The sequence below is a fragment of the Nocardiopsis ganjiahuensis DSM 45031 genome (assembly GCF_000341085.1).
GTDB classification, from domain to species: domain Bacteria; phylum Actinomycetota; class Actinomycetes; order Streptosporangiales; family Streptosporangiaceae; genus Nocardiopsis; species Nocardiopsis ganjiahuensis.
Genome location: NZ_ANBA01000009.1, coordinates 119,749 through 135,748, shown reverse-complemented (window position 1 = coordinate 135,748; position 16,000 = coordinate 119,749). Strand labels below are relative to the sequence as shown.

Below are 16,000 nucleotides of genomic sequence, written 5' to 3'. Positions count from 1 at the left end.
TCCCAGAGCTGGCCGATGCCCTGGTAGCCATCCGAAAGGACTGGAGAACGCCGGACCTCCGACGGTGGTCCCGGCCCCGGGGACGGAAGCCTGGGCCGAAAAGCCGACCAGATGCCGCCGCCCGGTGCGCCTGTCGGCTCTGACGGACCGCGTGACGTGGTTGCGGCTCAGCTGAACGCTTTCGGCTCTGGTGACGTACGTGCGTCCGAGGGTCGCTCCGAGCTGAATTCAGGGATCTTCCGTGTCGCTGGTGGCGGCGTTCGCGGGCTCTTGGGCTGCCCGAGCGGGAGAAGCTCCATACGGACGCTCTGTCGAGGACAAAAGGCTCACGTTCTTCACCGAACACGGTCTCAGCGGCCCAGCGAAAGAGTTCATCGACCGCTCCCGTGCCTTCGCGTTGCAGCTCAACCGGGGGGAACGCTCGCGCCTTTGGGGGCGACCAACTGGCTCGGGACACGATGTTCACCGAGGAATGATCGCCCGTGTGCCACGGTGCCCGTTCGGCCTCAAGCCATCAGTCGGCGGGATATGAGACTTCCGTTCAGGCTTCTCTCTTCCCAGTTGAAAGCCGATATCGGTAGGATCCCGGCAGGCTCACGGAACTCCGACACGCTACGGACCGTCATCCCGGGCCAGGCCATCTCGAGAACTGCATGTGAATAGAGCTCATCAACGTGGGAATCAGCGACGCCCGGGAACGGAAGGCCGCTGCACTGGCCGCCGAGCGAGAACGCCTGGCCAGGGTCCGCTCGGAGAGGGAGCAGGGGCGTCGGGACAGCATCTGGCAGGAGTTCCGGGTGTCCTCAGAGCTGATAGCCGACCTGAAGGACGCGGTCGAGGCCGCGATCCTGGCTGTGGGGCCCTCGGGCGGGGAGACGGCCGGGAAGCTGTCCGTCCTGCTTGACGGGAAGCTCTGCCCAGAGGCTCCCAGGGTGTTGCTCGAACTGTTGGGGAAGCTGCCACCTGACATCGGTGTTCTGCACTTGGCGAGGTTGCACGAGATCGGTGTCCCGCAGGTCGCGGAGAGTGGTCACGCGGCGGCGCTTATCAGCGGACGGGTTGAGCCGACCGAGCAGGCACTCCGCAAGCTCCAGGACTTCTCCCCCGAGCTGGATCTGTGGCGGGACGCGGAACTGCTCCGGCTGGGCGCGAAACCCAAATCCCCGGAGCGCTTCCTTGCCCATGCGCCCCTCGTGCTGATCGACGATTTTCTTGACGGTGATCCGTCGGTATCCTTGACCGGCGGAGAGAGGACCGACGGGGGAGAGAACCTCTACCTTCTGGCCCGGCGTGATCCGGCGAAACTCACCGACGAGCAGTTGGAAGCGATCGGCTGGCAGGACGAACTCTGGCGACGGCGCGTCGCGACCGACCCCTGCCAGCGGGTTCCGGCCGAGGCCCCCGAGTCCGCACAGATACTTCAGAGGGTGGCGGACGGTGATCCCCTGGCTCTGAAGCTGCTGGTCGGTCTCCTGCAGGGCAAGCCCAAGCAGTTGGTGCAGCACGTGCTCGCTAACCCCGACAGGCCCGCCGGGTGGCCCAGGGCGATGTTTGCCGAACGTGCTCTGTGGCCGGTGTTGGCGGAGCTGTGCAGAGGGACCGACTTGCCCGGCAACGGCCAGGGGCCACTGGCGGACTTCGTGGCCTGGCGGGACCTGCGTGCCGCGCACCGTGACCTGATGAACGTGAGCGCTACAGCCTACGGAATGCTGGCACCGCATCTGGAATCCGCTGCCGTGTGGGCGCGGGAGGAGGCCACGGCCATGGAGGTCTACCTCGACCTGCGCTTCGCCGACCCCGGTGACTCCCAGCCCTTGCATGATGCCCTGCGACGGCTTTCGGCGTTGGACTCGGAGCACCCCGTGATCCGCGGCAACATCGTCTGGGTGCGTCGTCATCTGGAAACGGACCGTAACAACCGAGGTCCGCTCTTCAACCCGTTTCTGGAGCTCGGAGTGCCCCACGGCGCTTCGAGCGAGGAGTGGAAGGAAGCCTGGCGGGGCCTGCGTAGGGAGTTGAGGGGACGGACCGAGGAACTCTCCGACGTCAACCGGGCCCACGACCTGCTCCGTGACATCGAGGCCAGGAGCGACCTGGAGAGCAACCCGCTGTACGTACTCCCGGTGCACGAGGAGGAGCTCTTTCCGTCTCCGCGTGTTCCGTCACTGACAATTCCCCCGGCGTGCCCCCTTGATCGCCGTACGGAACCGTTGAACCCGCAGGAGAGGGCACCGTTGCGTGAGGCCGCCACGGCATCGGTCATGAGGATGGCCGTTCGAGAAAGGACACCATGAGCAGGCATGACCATCGTGAACAGGTCACGGACGACGACCTGACCAGCTTTCTCCTGGAGTTGTCCAACAGTGAGAGAAGGCAGTTGCTCACCCTGGTTGCAACCCGCCTGGAGCCCAAGGCGATCATCGGTCCGCTGACCGAGGGGGTCACCGAGGCCCTTGGGGGAGGCCCCGGCGAGGACCTCACCGGAGCCGAGATCAAGGATGCCGTACGTCGGGCCCTGATCGAGAACATGCAAGCCCGGCGTACCCACCTAGCCCAGCTCGCCCAACTGTCCCAACTGGCGGAGGAGAAGGGGCGTCACGATGTTCTGGCCAGGAAGATCGCCGACTTCCGTCGGGCTACGGGGCTGAAGAAGGTCATGGGGACCGAAGACCTCTCCCTCTTCCGGGTCGTCTCGGGCAGTCCCGAGACGGGGGAGTACGCCGCGGTCCTCAGGCCGGCGTTCGTGGACGAGACTGACGGACGGTTGGTCGTGGCCGGAGAGGTCGAGTTCAGCGACGTGCCGCCCGTCAAGGATCCGGGGCGGGACGAGGAGAAGGCCATCTGCACGACCTGCGGTAACCCGATGAAGGGCAGGGGCAGGGAAGCCAGGGGCAAGGGGAAGGGTAGGCGGTCGTGAGCTTCGGTATCGACTTCGGGACGACCAACTCGGTCCTCGCCCACTGGAACGGAGAGGACGCTGAGGTCCTCGCCTTGGACGCCACTAATCTCGACGATTGGAACTATCCCGGATTCGCCTCGCTCTTTCCGTCCATGGTCGGGGTGAGCTCGGTCCGTGACCGGGTACTTTTCGGGTGGGAGGCCAAGCTCCGTTCTGAACAGGCGGTTCCGGCCGCCAAACGGTTGCTCGCAGGCGACTCCGACATCATGGTGGGAACCCGCTCATGGCCGGCCTCGACCGTGTCGGCCGGGATCTTCCGAACTATTCGTGACCGGGCGAACAGCGAACAGCTTTTGGACGTGGACACGGCTGTCGTGACCGTTCCCGCCAACTCTGCTGGTGCCGCACGCTTTCGTACCCGGGCCGCAGCGAGGGAAGCCGGAATCCGGGCGGACTCCCTCATCAACGAGCCCACAGCCGCCGCCCTTTACTACAAGCAGCAGATCGGCAGTGATGCCCTGGAGAACGTCGTCACCTTCGACTGGGGTGGAGGAACCATCGATGTCACCATCCTGGAGGCTGAAGAAGGTTTGTTCGAGGAGCGGGCGGCCCGGGGGGTCGCGCAGCTCGGGGGTCTGGAGATCGACCAGGCTCTGCGGAATTTGGTCCTGGCCAAGGCCAAACACGGTCCACAGGGTTTTGCTGAAGAGGCGGCTTTCGTCCGCGACGTCGAACTGGCCAAGATCCGTCTGTCCACCGAGAGTGTCGTCGCCGTTCCGAGCCCGGGCGGCAGGAGCAGCGTCGAGATCACGCGGGAGGAATTCGAGGATGCGATCCGTCCCATCGTGACGAAGGCGATCGGTCCCCTCCAGCACTGTCTCGCAGATTTGGACCGGGTGCCCGAGGACATCGATTCGGTACTGATGATCGGCGGCAGCAGCCAGATTCCCCTCGTGCGCCAGATGGTAGGCGAGGTCATGGGGGATCGGCTGGTGTCCGCCGATGTGTGCGATCCCATGACCGCGGTCGCCCAAGGGGCTGCCGTCGCTGCAGCCATCAACAGCGGCGACCTGGAGATTGATCTGGCGGTCGGTACGACTCACGCGCTGGGGACGGCCTCCACCAGGACGGACGGCGATACCGAGATCAGATCCTTCAGCCAGATCATTCCGCGCAACGCCACACTTCCCCGATCGCAGGAGAGGACCTATCGGCCCAACCGGCCGGGTCAGAAACGCCTCGGTGTGGAGATCTGGGAGGGAGACCCCGCAGATCCGGTCAACAAGAAAACCGGAGCCGACAACGGCTCCAACATCTGCTTGACCGAACTCAAGATCGACCTTCCCGCTTTCAGGGATCCGAACGAGGCCTCCTTCACCCTCACATACACCTACGACGTCAACGGCCTTTTGGAGGTTCGGGCGGTCCTAGACCGGACACAGGAGGTGCTCGTCGACAGGGAAATCAACGCCTTCGGCCTATCTACGACCGGTGTCGGAGTCAGCGCCGCCAGTCTGCGCGAGTTCCTGGAGACACAGCCGGGACTGCCTAGTCGTGGCTCCCGTTCGGTGGCGCAGACGACATCGTCTGCTAGGGAGGAGCAAGAACCGAAGCTCCGCCCCTCCCTGCCAGGTGTTTCCCAGGTACTGGAGGGTTCTGCGTCGGAGCCTCGCCCTCTGGTGATTGACGGCTCCAACCTCGCCTGGGGTTCCCAGAACCGGAGCATGGGCGGACAACCCACCCTGGCCCGGCTGCACTCGGCCCTGGAGGAACTGCGAACTCAGCACCCGGGAACAGAGCTCATTGTCTTCGTTGACGCCAACTTTCGACACGTGGTGCCCGACGAGGAGAAGGCACAGGTGGATCGTGAGGTCGCCGGAGGGAAGCTGCACCGTGTGCCTGCGGGGACGGTCGGCGGTGCCGACGTCTACCTCTTGGACATCGCTCGGAAGAAGAACGGGGTCGTGGTCAGCAACGACAGCTTCTCCCAGTACACCGAGTACCACTCCTGGCTCGCCGGTAAGGGGCGGCTGTTCGGGGGCACAGAGGTATCCGGAATATGGGCTTTCAAGGAGCGGCGTCCCATTCGGTGAGCAGCGCAGACTCCTCCGGCACGAGAAATTGAGAGCAAATCCGGTTGCGTGGCAGTGGAGAGTCTGTGCTCCTGAGCTGGTCATGGATGCTGAAGAGAGACGTATGGAGCACATGAGTTAGTTCGCACAGCCGTTTTCCGGAAAACACTTCCTGGGTTCTGTTCAGGGACGCACATCCGGTGCGTCATGCCCAGGAGACGGAATGGGAGCTTGTGTGTCCACGACTATCGCCCTGATGTGTGGGGTCTCCTTCGGTGCTTTCTGTGTCGCCCTGCTGATCGCCCGTGAATCTGACAAGAGTTGGCCCTTGTCTCTCCTCATCGCTGGGGGAGCTCTCCTCGGCGTAATTTCCGCGCTCGGCACTCTCATCTCGGCTATCTGACCTACGGCAGGGGGCGGACTCTCGGGTCCGCCCCAGCGTCGTTTCGGGGATGTCCTGCATGTGATGGAAAATTTTGTCGGGTTCATCAGCTGGGCCGACTACCAGATCGTTTGTCGGCCCTCGGCCGGACCTTATGTCTCCAGCTGGCGGGTGAGCTCTGCACCGGATTCGCTGAGTGCCCCGATACGTTGAGCGGCGACTCTGGCCACGCCCTGTTGGCAGCTGAAACGAGTCCGCCATCCCCACCGTTCCGTCTCGGGGCTGCCCACGACGGGTGTGTAGCGCATCGGCTGACACCTGAGCCTCCATCACACCCGGCACGAAACACGTCCTCGGCCGTGTCGAGGAGGCGTCCTCGAAACGAGACCGGGTGATCGTGTCAAGGGCTCAACGGCTCTGGGCTCAGCCGCCTTCGGAGGCGATGGCGAGACTGCCAAGGGTTACGGCTCTTCCCCCGTTGAGCCGGGCTCGGACCGGTGCGTACGCCGGAGGAGGTAGCGGCGTTCGGCCTCGTTGCCGGTGAGGGCCGCCGCGGCCCGGAACTCGCTGTCGGCCCGCTCGTGCTGACCGAGCTGGTCGAGGAGGTGGGCGCGGACGGCGTGGGTGCGCTGGCTGACCAGGGGGTCCTCGCTCAGCCGGTGGTCGCGGTCGAGCTGTTCGAGCAGGGCCAGGCCGCGGGTCGGGCCGAAGGCGCGGGCGACGGCGACGGTGCGGCTGAGGCGGACCGGCGCGGTGGGCTGCAGGCGTTCGAGCCACAGGTAGAGGGCGGCGATCTGCGGCCAGTCGGTCTCCGCCGAGGTCCCTGCCTGCGCGTGGACGGCGGCGATGGCGGCCTGGAGCTGGTAGGCCCCGACGCTTTCCTGCGCCCACGCCTTCTCGATGAGCCCCTGCCCTTCGGCGATCAGGTCGGGGTCCCATCGGCTGCGGTCCTGTTCCTCCAGGGGGACGAGTTCGTGGTCGGGGCCGGTGCGGGCGGCGCGGCGCGCTTCGGTCAGCAGCATGAGGGCCAGCAGGCCGGAGACCTCGGGGTCCTCGGGGAGGAGGGCGCGGAGCATCCGGGTCAGCCGGATCGCCTCCGCTGTGAGGTCGGTGCGGGTGAGCCGCTCGCCGGAGGTGGCCGTGTACCCCTCGTTGAAGACCAGGTAGAGCACCCGCATCACGGCGGCGACGCGCGCGGAGACATCGTCCTCGCCGCGCAGTTCGAAGCGGGCGCCGGCCTTCTTGAGGGTCTGCTTGGCCCGGCTGATCCGGGTGCCCATCGTGGTCTCGGCCGTGCCGTAGGCGTGGGCGATCTCGCCGGTGCTGAGCCCGCCGACCGCGCGCAGGGTGAGCGCGACCTGTGAGACCTCGCTGAGCGCGGGGTGGCAGCAGAGAAGGAGCAGCTGCAGGCTGTCGTCGCGGCTGATGACGGCCGGTCCGGGCCGGGTCGGGTCGATGAGCACCGGATCGGTGGACGCGATCTCCTCTTCGCGGCGGCGCGCGGCCTGCTCGGAGCGCAGGAGGTCGATCATCCTGCGGTAGCCGACCCGGATCAGCCAGCTGCGCGGTTCGTCCGGCAGCCCTTCCTCGCCCCAACGCCGGCTGGCGACGAGGAGGGCCTCCTGCACCGCGTCCTCGGCCAGTTCGAACCGGCCGAAGCGGCGCACCAGCGCACCGAGCACGTGCGGTGTCTCGTCGCGCAGCACGTGCTCGACCTTCCGGGGCCCGGAGGCCGGGAGGCCGTCGGCCGGTGCTGGGGGAGGCGGTGTGGGCATCAGGCGAAGTCGTCGCCCATGATCGGCCGGATCTCCATCGGCTCGCCGAGGACGTCGACCATCCGGGCGACGATGTCGCGGGCGCGTTCGAGGCTGGAGACCTCGATGATCGCGAAGCTCGCGAGCACCTCCTTCAGTTCGGCGAAGGGCCCGTCGGTGGCGACGACGCCCGCGTCGGTCTTGCGCACGGTGCTGGAGACCGCGGGATGACCCAGGCCCTCGCTCATGACGAACTCCCCGCTCTCGCGGAGCTCCGCCTCGAACTGCTGGTAGACGGCGAACGCGTCGAGAGCCGCCTGGCTGGGCGCGTCCGCGTCCCCGGCCTCCCACGTCTCCGCGGGGGTGTAGCTCAACAGTAGGAACTTCATGGATCCGCCCTGCTTCACGGTGTCGGTGCGGTGTGCGGGTCTTCCGGTGTCCCAGATTAGGCCGGTCCCGTCCCGGAGCGAAGGCGCAGCGCGGACACGGTGACCCAGGAGAACGCGACCAGTCCGGTGACGGCGATCTGGACGCTCGACTCCGTGGGCGACATCGGCAGCAGCAGCACGAGCGCGACCAGGCCGTTGCCGACCGAGGCCCACACGCGCCGGTCCCGGACCGAGCGGACGAGCAGCGCGATGCACGCGCCGGCGAGGGCGACGAACGACACCGCTGCCGCAGCCGTGTGCACGATCGAGTGCCAGGACATCTCCACGGTGCCCGCGGGTGCGCCGACCGGGAACCCGGCCTGGGCGTCCATCGGGAAGCAGCCGGCGATCACGAAGCCCGCGCCGAAGACACCCAGGAAGACCGGGGCGACGCGGGAGCCGACGCCCTGGGTGATGATGCGCCGGTGCGCTGCCGCGAGAGCGATCACGCCGAGCCCGGCCAGCACGAACGTGACCTGCTGGACCCAGCCGGGTCCGCCCGTGGCGAGCTGGCTGAGCGGGTGGACGCGGATGTCGAACCCGGGCCGAACCAGCGCCTGGACCGCGGACGAGGCGTAGAAGAGGGGACCGGCGAGCGCGGCTGAGGTGAGCAGCCAGCGGGTCCGCATGCGAGGGGCCGGGGTGCCCGGGTCCCGGGTCGTCTGCGGGGTGTCGGTGGCGGCCATGGTGTCCTCCGGGTTCGGGCGGCGTCGTCGCCCGGGGTCGGGCGGCGTTCACCGACACCACGGAGCCGGACGTCCCGTCTCGACATCCCCGGCACGGAAAACCCGGGGGATTTTCGCGCCGGTCGTCCGAGGAGGTGTTGAGCGCGGCGAACACGGCAGCGGCCGACGCAGCGGAGAGGGCAGTGGCCCCGGGGCCGAGAGGGGTGTGGTGGAGCACGTTCCCGGGGGCGATCCCGGCTCCGAGGCCATGGCGGTCCCGGGGCCCGGCCTGCCCGAGGACGTGGACGAGGCCGCGCCGACCACCGGTCTCCTGTGGGGTCCGCCCCTGACGACCACTCGGAGTGAGACAGGAGCGGGGAGAGAAGATCCCACTGGATACACTGCCCCCTCACCCCCCACCCCGTCCGGAGGTCCCCCAGTGCTACCTGCCCGAGTACTCGCCGTCGCCCCGCTGGCTCTGGTGAGTCTCACCCTGTCCGGGTGCTCTTTCCTCTGGGTCTGCACCGACACCACGGCGGAGCGCGGTGAGGCCGGTGCCAGTGTGGAGGTCGTGGACTCGTACGGGCAGCTCCTCGGCATCACCGCAGTGGTCGTCGACTGGCGCCTTGAACCCCACCCGCAGGTGCCCGACGAAGGTGACCGGGTCCACTTCTACTTCCGCTTCGACGGCGCCGACGAGTATTCCCGCTCCGTGGTGGACGCCTGCGCGGTCGACGAGGAGCGTGTGGTGTTGGGCTGCCAGGCGATTTACTCGTCCCAGGCGTTCGGGCCGGCCGACCATCCCGACACGGGCGACGACTGGCTCGTCGTCGACCACCCTGAAGAGGTCGCCGAGATGTTGTTGATCCCCAACGACCGCTCCTACCACCGCCCCACCTGTGAAATGGACCCCAAGGACGGTGGCGGGATGCATCCTCCGGCATCACCCGACATGGGGGACCAGCTGTAGGGAGGCCGAGGCGGTCGAACGCGTCGGTGACCCACCGGCCCCGGTTCCCGAACCCTTCGCCGACCTGTTGCCCAGGCCGAGGTTGAGCGGACCGGCACGAACACCGACGACTCGATGACCGGCCTCCGCCGGATGCGCCCCCGTGTCGAGATCCCGGCGGTGGCTCCGAGGTACCGGTGAGAGCGGCCCACCGGGGTCGCACCCATCCGACCGAGGAGCACACCATGACCGACGACACGACCGGCCAGGCCGTCGACGGGAACGACCACGGACAGGGGGAGCCGCCCCGGCCCAGCGACCGGGTCCGCGCGCTCGAACGGCTCATCGGAAACTGGAAGGTGACCGGCGGGGCCGAGGGGACCGTGCGGTACGAGTGGATGCCCGGCGGGCACTTCCTCGTCCAGCACGTCGAGCTCGAACAGTTCGGTCAGGCCGTCACGGGATTCGAGGTCATCGGGCACCTGCACCCGTTCGGTGAGCCGGTCAGCGAGGAGATCGCCTCCCGGTTCTACGACTCGCTGGGCAACACCTTCGACTACGTCTACGAGCTCGACGGCGACACCCTGACGATCTGGGCCGGTGCGCAGGGCAGCCCGGCGTACTTCCGCGGCACGTTCACCGAAGGCGGCCGCACGATGACCGGTGACTGGGTCTACCCGGGCGGCGGCGGATACACGAGCACCATGACGAGGCAGTAGGCGCTCCGGTGAGCGCCTGACAGCGCCCGGGTGACGCGCTGAGGCCCCGGTTCTCCTACGGAACCGGGGCCTCAGCTGTCGGGTTCGGGTCTCGACGGCGGGCGGATCGGCGCGGTCCCGGGTTCAGGGACAGTCGCGGACGGTCACGCAGAAGGAGTCCGCGGCCGCCTCGTGGCGTTGCCTGGTGAGGTCCCACTCCTCGACCGGTCCGGCGGCCAGGACCGCGTAGACCTCGCCGTCTCCGCCGAGGAAGGTGCGGACGTGCACGTCCCGGAGACCGTGTTCGCCGTGCTCGTAGGCGTAGTTGAGCTCCACCGCCTGCGTTCCGCCGCCCAGGCGGGTCTGCCCGAGGTCGGAGTAGTCGGCGTTGTCCCGGACCCCGGCCTGCAGGGAGTCCATGGCCGCCTGCGGGGAGGAGTGCTCACCCGCGAACTCCATGACCTGGATGAGGCGGTACCGCCCGTCCGGGGAGTAGAAGACGCCCTGGGGAGGGCCCTCGTCCTCGCGTCGCCAGCCCTCGGGGACGTGGAGTTCGAAACCGTTGGGGTCCGAGCGGAGTTCGAACCCGTCGGGTGCCGGGTCCTCCTCCGGTTCCTCTTCACCGGCTTCCTCCTCTGTCTGCCCCGGGCCGAAGTCCGGGAAGAAGCTCTGGTCCTCCTCGTCGTCGCAGAGGTCGCCGCCCCAGCTGTCCGCGCACTCGTCCTCGGACGGTTCCCCCTCGGAGGACGCCGAGCTGCCCCCTTCGTTCGCGGAGGTGTCGGTGTGGACGCCGATCGCCACCACGACGAGGAGGAGGAGCAGGACCGCCAGCGCCACCGCCGGCACGTTCGGCTGCCCCGGCCCGCGGCCGCTGGGGCGGGCGGGAGGGCTGTCCCCGGTCCAGCGCTGCTGATCGGCGTCCCAGTGGACCACCGTGGAATCGGGCATCGTCCCTTCCCTCAGCCGGTGAGCTTGCGGACCGCCTCGGCCAGGGCGAGCGCCGAGGACAGGCCTCCCAGCGCGGTGCCCGCCTCCTGCAGCCGCTCCCACAGCCTGGACAGGACACCGGGGGCGACCGCGCCGGTCCGGACGATCTCCTCCTCCGCCCCGACCAGTTCGGCCTCCACCTCGGCGACCCCCTGGGCGCCGGAGAACAGGGGGAGCTGCTGACGCAGCAGGCGGACCTGCTCCAGGAGTTCCTGGTACCGCTCGTCCTGGACGGCGGCGGCCTCGAACCGGGCGGTGCCGTGGGCCCCGGTGGAGATCGCCACGCCGTGCGCGTCGCCGCCGATGGTGACGGAGCCGGGGGCGCCGTTCCCGAACCCCTCGGCCGGGGGAGCGGCGGGGCGGGCGGGGAGGCTCTCCGAAGCGGGGCCGACCGGGGCGGAGGACTCGGCTGTGCCGCCGGTACCGGTGGAGACGGCTCCGCCGCGCATCGAACCGCCGATGGACACCGGGCCCGCCGCCGGCGGGGTGTACTCATGGGTCATCGTCGTTACCTCTTGTCCTTGGTTTCCTTGGCTGTGGGACCGGTGGCGGTGACGGCCGTGCCGCCGTCGCCGGTGGCGATCGAACCGGTCATGGAACCGCCGATGAACACGCCACCGCGGCTGATGTTGACGATCTGCTGCTGGAACTCCTCGGTCTTGTAGCCGGCCTCGGCCAGCGCCTGACGGGTCCCGGAGGTGATGCGGTCCTGGATGGTCCTGACGTACCGGCTGACGTCCATCTCCTGGAACATCGACCGTGAGTCGCGGGAGGCCAGTTCGCGGATGTTGAGCCGGGGTGCCTCCGAGGACTTCTCGCCCGCGGATCCGAACCACTCGACGCACCACGAACTGAGGGCACTCGCCCCGCCGGCCAGGGCGGTGATCGCCACCGACGGCGCGTTCATCAGGGTCGAGGGCCGCAGACGGGTCGACCGTTCGGTGAGGGCGTCCACCTCATGGAAGACGGGGCGCAGCGGCGGCAGGACGTAGGGCAGCACTTCGAGGATGAGGAGGTCTCCCTGGGTGTGCACGCGCACGAACACGGTGGTGACGACCTCCTCCTCCCAGCCGCCCACCCGGATCCGCAGGAAGTGCCGCCGCTGTTCGGCCCCCTCGCCGAGGGACTCCGTGAGGTGCTCGCGGACGCCCCCGTCCCCGTAGGGCAGGCCCACCCGCCGCACGTCCCTGGGGAGGGAGGCCGGGAGGAACACGCACTCCTGCATCTCCAGGTCCTTGAGCCGGTCCCTGCTGGTCCTCGAGGAGACCTCGGCGAGTCCGGCCAGGCGGGGGGCGATGAGTTCGAGGACGCGTCGGCCGTCCAGCGGTCCGGTGCCGTCGGGGGAGGCGGGAGAACCGGCACCCTCGGGGGAGTCCGGGCCGTCGGGAGGGTCGGCCTCGTCGGGGGAGTCGGCACCGTCGGGAGGGCCCGGGTGGTCGGGGCGGCGTTCCAGCTCCAGGGTGAGCGACCAGGGGTGGTAGGAGGAGCCGGCGCCGAGGAAGGGGTTGTCCTCGTTGTAGAGGACCAGGTGGGAGAACTGCTCACGGTCGATCGCGGCCAGAACACCCGAACGCCGTGCGGTGAACGCGGACGCGGGGAGCTCGGGGGCCGTCCCGGTGAAGGTACGGCGGTTCAGCTCCGTCCACAGGGTCCGGGCGAGGGTGACCTGGTGCCACACGCCGATCGTGAGGAGGAGCGCGGGCGGGGTGAGGGCGGCCAGGGCCGCGATGATCTCGCCGTCCGTCACGGTGATGAGCGGGGGGACGACCCACAGCAGTGCCAGGACCAGGTAGGACAGGCCCAACCACAGGGAGAGGTAGCGGCGGAGCGGGCCGCCCGGGCCGGTGGTGTCCCGGCGGTTCGTGCCCGGGAGGGACGCGCTCCGGTTCAGGAGCGCGTGCCGTCCCAGGGACAGCAGCGCGGCGAGGCCGAACAGGCCCAGGGAGCTGAGTACGGCCCGCATCATGACCTCGGCGGACGGGTTCTCCCCGGTCGTGGTCCCGATGAGGAACAGCAGGAGCACGGCGGCCAGGACCGCCAGGACCAGGCCGGCGGTCCGCACGTTCACGCTCCTGGCCCGCAGGCAGTGCCGGAGCACGGTCGCGACGTCGTAGCCCAGGGACGGGGGGGACCGGGCGGTCGGGGTGTTCGAGGAGCTCGGTGATGGTGGTTTCGCGGAACCCGGTGTCGAGGTAGGCCCCCGCGCACAGGAGCCGGGTGGCTTCGCTGCGGGTGTAGGCGGAGGTGTCGACGGGCGGCAGGGAGGACGCGGTTCCCCTGTCGGACGCCGTTCCCTTCTCGGACACGGCTCCCCTGTCGGACGCGGTTCCCCCGCCGGGCGCGGGGGAACCGCTGTCGGTGGGAAGAGGCGGTCGGACCATGCGTCGCTCCAGGTGAGGCCGCTCGAGTGGGCGGCGGAGGGCTTGAGGGGAGGGCAGGGAGAGACCGATAGTAGGCCTCGGAGGTGCGCGGAGTCCGGGGTATGCGTATTTCGAATGGGACCTCGGGACCGGACCAGGGTTGGGGCGCCCCGGGTTTTCCACAGGCCTCTGCGGGGGCGGGGCGATTCTGTGAGCATGGACGGTGAGTCCCCGCATCCGAGTGCCGTGGAGGAACCCCCTTGGGCAGTGCGAACCGGGAACACCGTCGGGCCGAGCAGAAGAGGACGCGCGAACAGCAGCGCCGCAGGGCCGCCGCCGGGGACGGGTCCTTCACCGGGGAGCGCGGCCCCGGGGAGGAGCAGAGCGTCCTCGCCCTGATCGGCCGTGCCGTGCACGAGCTCCACCACGGGGCGGGAGGACCGTCCCCCGAAGCGGTCGCGGCGCTGGCTGACGCTTCGCAGCTCCTTCCTGGCCGCCTTCGCCGCACGGATCGGTGAGCGCCTGAACGAGTCGGCGGAGTCGGCGGAGCGGGAGCTGGTCCACGAGTACGCCGAGGCCGGAACCGATCTGCTGCCGGTGCTGGCCTCGCAGACGAGGAGGGTGGAGGAGGCGGTCTCCGAGGCCTTTCCCGAAATGGACACGGTGGCTCTCAGGCACTCGGGCAACGCCCAGGGGTGGTGGGCCGGCCGGGCGGCGGTGGACAGCGCCGCCCTGCACACCGGTGAGAGGATCGAGTCCTGAGCGGTCGTGGCGGGGCGGACCCGGAGGTCGTGCCCGCGCCGTCGCGGTAGGAGAGTGATACCGGTTGTACGCGGGAACTTTCTCGATCGTCGCCCATGACGCGGCCACCGGGATGTGCGGTGTCGCGATCAGCAGTCGGATGCCCGCGATCGGCTCGCTGTGCGTGTTCGCGCACGCGGAGGCCGGGGCGGTCGCGACGCAGGCGCTGATCAACCCCCTGCTGGGTGTGGACGCCCTGGAAGAGCTGCGGACACACTCCGCCGAGGACGCGTTGCGCCGGGCCCTCGAAGCGGATCCGGACGGGGAGTCGCGCCAGGTGGTGATGGTGGGCCGGGACGGTCGTGCCGCCGCGCACACCGGCGGACAGACGCATCCGTGGAGCGGTCATCGGGTGGGGGAGGGCTACGCGGTGGCCGGGAACATCCTGACCGGCGCGGACACTCTCGACGCGATGGCGGAGAGCTGGGAGGCCGACGCGAGGGGTCCCTTGGGCGAGCGGTTGCTGAGCGCTCTGGAGGCCGGGCAGGCCGCGGGCGGTGACCGGCGGGGCAGACAGAGCGCCGCGCTGTACGTGCACGCCGGCCACCCCTACCCGTACCTGGACCTGAGGGTGGACGAGCACCCCGACCCGGTCGCCGAGCTCCGCAGGGTCCACGGGGTCGCAGGGCGGGAGCTGCTGCCGTTCGTGGCGGCCCTGCCCACGCGTGCGAACCCCGAGGGCTCCTTCGAGCGGTTGCTCGACACCGACGGCCTCTGACCGAATACCGGGCCGAGGGGCCTCACCGTGGCCCCGGGAGGACGGCCGCACCGCCCCGCCGGTCAGAAGGAGTTCGCTCAGGAGTCGCGGCGCGAGGTCCAGGGGTCGGTGGGCTGGAGCACGGCCTCGCTCAGGGCCTGGGAGCGCAGGTGGGTGATCTCCTGGTACCCGGGGTCGGAGACCATGCGGCTGAACGCCTCCCGGCTCGGGTAGCGCACGAGCAGCACCGCGTCCCAGTCCTGTCCCTCCTCGGCGACCAGGGGGCCGGCGCCGTCGCCGGCGTAGAGCAGTTCGCCGCCGTGCTTCTTCAGGAAGTGTCCGGCCCGCCGGGAGTACTCCATGTACGAGGCGCGGCCGTTCGGGGCGAAGCGCAGCAGGTTGAGCATGACGAAGGGACCGTCGGGGCCCTCGTTCAGCATCTTCGCCAGCGCGGGTCCGGTGGGGTCGACGGCCATCGGTGGGCTCCTTGTGACGGGGGCAGGACCCGGCACGGCCGGTTCGGGCCGTGGCAGGGGTGCCGGGAGGTCCCGGCAGGGCCACCAGTATCACAAACCGCCCGGTCGGTATCTAGTCCGGGGCGGTGCCGAACCCGCCTCCGCGCCGACGCCGCGGTGTCCGGGCGGCGGTGCGAGGTGTGCCGGAGGCGGAGTCCGGTCATGCCCCGCTGCTCAGGGCCGGCGGGTCTCCCCGTGCCAGTAGTGGCCCGCGACCCCGTCCGACTCCTCGGTGACCGCGTGGTTGAGGTTGGTGTCCCAGCCCTGGTCCAGCAACCAGAGGTGGACGGCCTGGCGTTCGGCCACGATCCGGCGGTAGGCGTCGCGCGCCCTCGCGTAGCGCTCCTTGCGTGAGGGGCGTTCGCGCCTGAGGTCGCGCCGGGCCTGGGCGACCCGGCGCCCGTAGTACTCCTCGACGATCGCGGCCGCGTCGAGGTGGCTGAGGAAGCCCTCCTCCTGCCAGGCCGCCAGTTCGCGGGCGCGCAACGCCTCCAGCTCCTGGCCGGGGCCGTCGGCCGCGCCGCCGTCGGCCCGCGCCGCGCGTGCCAGGTTCTGGGTGTGCTCCAGCCGACCGGTGAGGAAGTCCTCGATCGCGGCCAGCGCCGTCGCCCGTATGTCCTGTGCGTCCGCAGCCATCATCGCCTCCGGTCCGGCCGTCGCCCTGGATTCCCCGTGCGTGCGGCTGTCGCGCACACGCCCCGTGACCAGGTTCGCACGGCAGGGTGGGCGCGTCGTACACGGTGGCGGGTGTCGCTCCTGCCGTCGGGGCGGCCGAACGGTGACCGCGCCGTGC

At 69.5% G+C, this 16,000-nt stretch carries 15 protein-coding genes; 7 read left to right on the top strand and 8 right to left on the bottom strand.

All coding sequences use genetic code 11. The features are described from left to right. The first annotated feature begins 674 nt into the window (after positions 1 to 674). The 3 genes from D458_RS0111865 to D458_RS0111855 are packed head-to-tail and all read left to right on the top strand — an operon-like array spanning position 675 to position 4,992. Complete coding sequence (locus D458_RS0111865) at positions 675 to 2,294, top strand: hypothetical protein (RefSeq protein WP_017586969.1); 1,620 nt, start codon at positions 675 to 677, stop codon at positions 2,292 to 2,294. Next, on the top strand, positions 2,291 to 2,917 hold the full coding sequence (locus tag D458_RS0111860) for a hypothetical protein (protein WP_017586968.1): 627 nt from the start codon (positions 2,291 to 2,293) through the stop codon (positions 2,915 to 2,917). The genes D458_RS0111865 and D458_RS0111860 overlap by 4 nt, the downstream gene beginning before the upstream one ends. Beyond that, positions 2,914 to 4,992 (top strand): Hsp70 family protein, encoded by a 2,079-nt coding sequence (locus D458_RS0111855; protein ID WP_017586967.1) that lies wholly within the window; start codon positions 2,914 to 2,916, stop codon positions 4,990 to 4,992. The genes D458_RS0111860 and D458_RS0111855 overlap by 4 nt, the downstream gene beginning before the upstream one ends. An 822-nt stretch (positions 4,993 to 5,814) precedes the next feature. On the opposite strand, the gene D458_RS0111845 is transcribed toward D458_RS0111855, so the two are convergent. From D458_RS0111845 to D458_RS0111835, 3 genes are read right to left on the bottom strand one after another with little or no spacing between them, the layout of a single operon-like run. Further along, positions 5,815 to 7,128: an RNA polymerase sigma factor gene (locus tag D458_RS0111845; RefSeq protein ID WP_017586965.1), complete on the bottom strand. Its 1,314-nt coding sequence runs from the start codon at positions 7,126 to 7,128 to the stop codon at positions 5,815 to 5,817. Continuing rightward, positions 7,128 to 7,496: a YciI family protein gene (locus tag D458_RS0111840; RefSeq protein WP_026119217.1), complete on the bottom strand. Its 369-nt coding sequence runs from the start codon at positions 7,494 to 7,496 to the stop codon at positions 7,128 to 7,130. The genes D458_RS0111845 and D458_RS0111840 overlap by 1 nt, the downstream gene beginning before the upstream one ends. A 56-nt stretch (positions 7,497 to 7,552) precedes the next feature. Continuing rightward, positions 7,553 to 8,221: a DUF998 domain-containing protein gene (locus tag D458_RS0111835; protein WP_017586963.1), complete on the bottom strand. Its 669-nt coding sequence runs from the start codon at positions 8,219 to 8,221 to the stop codon at positions 7,553 to 7,555. A 418-nt stretch (positions 8,222 to 8,639) separates the two neighbouring features. Here D458_RS0111835 and D458_RS0111830 point away from each other — a divergent pair, with 418 nt between their 5' ends. Next, positions 8,640 to 9,170, top strand: coding sequence for a hypothetical protein (locus D458_RS0111830; RefSeq protein WP_017586962.1), 531 nt, complete (start codon positions 8,640 to 8,642; stop codon positions 9,168 to 9,170). Positions 9,171 to 9,394: 224 nt separating this feature from the next. Beyond that, the gene (locus tag D458_RS0111825; RefSeq protein ID WP_017586961.1) at positions 9,395 to 9,868 is read left to right on the top strand and encodes a hypothetical protein; all 474 of its coding nucleotides are present in this window, start codon (positions 9,395 to 9,397) and stop codon (positions 9,866 to 9,868) included. Positions 9,869 to 9,991: 123 nt separating this feature from the next. On the opposite strand, the gene D458_RS0111820 is transcribed toward D458_RS0111825, so the two are convergent. The 3 genes from D458_RS0111820 to D458_RS33405 are packed head-to-tail and all read right to left on the bottom strand — an operon-like array spanning position 9,992 to position 12,902. Beyond that, positions 9,992 to 10,795, bottom strand: coding sequence for a hypothetical protein (locus tag D458_RS0111820; protein ID WP_017586960.1), 804 nt, complete (start codon positions 10,793 to 10,795; stop codon positions 9,992 to 9,994). An 11-nt stretch (positions 10,796 to 10,806) separates the two neighbouring features. Beyond that, positions 10,807 to 11,337, bottom strand: coding sequence for a hypothetical protein (locus tag D458_RS0111815; protein WP_017586959.1), 531 nt, complete (start codon positions 11,335 to 11,337; stop codon positions 10,807 to 10,809). A gap of 5 nt (positions 11,338 to 11,342) precedes the next feature. Then, positions 11,343 to 12,902: a hypothetical protein gene (locus tag D458_RS33405; protein ID WP_017586958.1), complete on the bottom strand. Its 1,560-nt coding sequence runs from the start codon at positions 12,900 to 12,902 to the stop codon at positions 11,343 to 11,345. A 697-nt stretch (positions 12,903 to 13,599) separates the two neighbouring features. Here D458_RS33405 and D458_RS0111805 point away from each other — a divergent pair. Both D458_RS0111805 and D458_RS0111800 read left to right on the top strand, forming a co-directional pair. Beyond that, on the top strand, positions 13,600 to 13,956 hold the full coding sequence (locus tag D458_RS0111805) for a hypothetical protein (RefSeq protein ID WP_017586957.1): 357 nt from the start codon (positions 13,600 to 13,602) through the stop codon (positions 13,954 to 13,956). A gap of 64 nt (positions 13,957 to 14,020) precedes the next feature. Further along, complete coding sequence (locus D458_RS0111800; RefSeq protein WP_017586956.1) at positions 14,021 to 14,713, top strand: DUF1028 domain-containing protein; 693 nt, start codon at positions 14,021 to 14,023, stop codon at positions 14,711 to 14,713. 77 nt (positions 14,714 to 14,790) lie between these two features. On the opposite strand, the gene D458_RS0111795 is transcribed toward D458_RS0111800, so the two are convergent. Continuing rightward, positions 14,791 to 15,168: a DUF1330 domain-containing protein gene (locus D458_RS0111795; protein ID WP_017586955.1), complete on the bottom strand. Its 378-nt coding sequence runs from the start codon at positions 15,166 to 15,168 to the stop codon at positions 14,791 to 14,793. Positions 15,169 to 15,381: 213 nt separating this feature from the next. Further along, positions 15,382 to 15,843 (bottom strand): hypothetical protein, encoded by a 462-nt coding sequence (locus D458_RS0111790; protein ID WP_040702409.1) that lies wholly within the window; start codon positions 15,841 to 15,843, stop codon positions 15,382 to 15,384. Between the last annotated feature and the right edge of the window lie 157 nt (positions 15,844 to 16,000).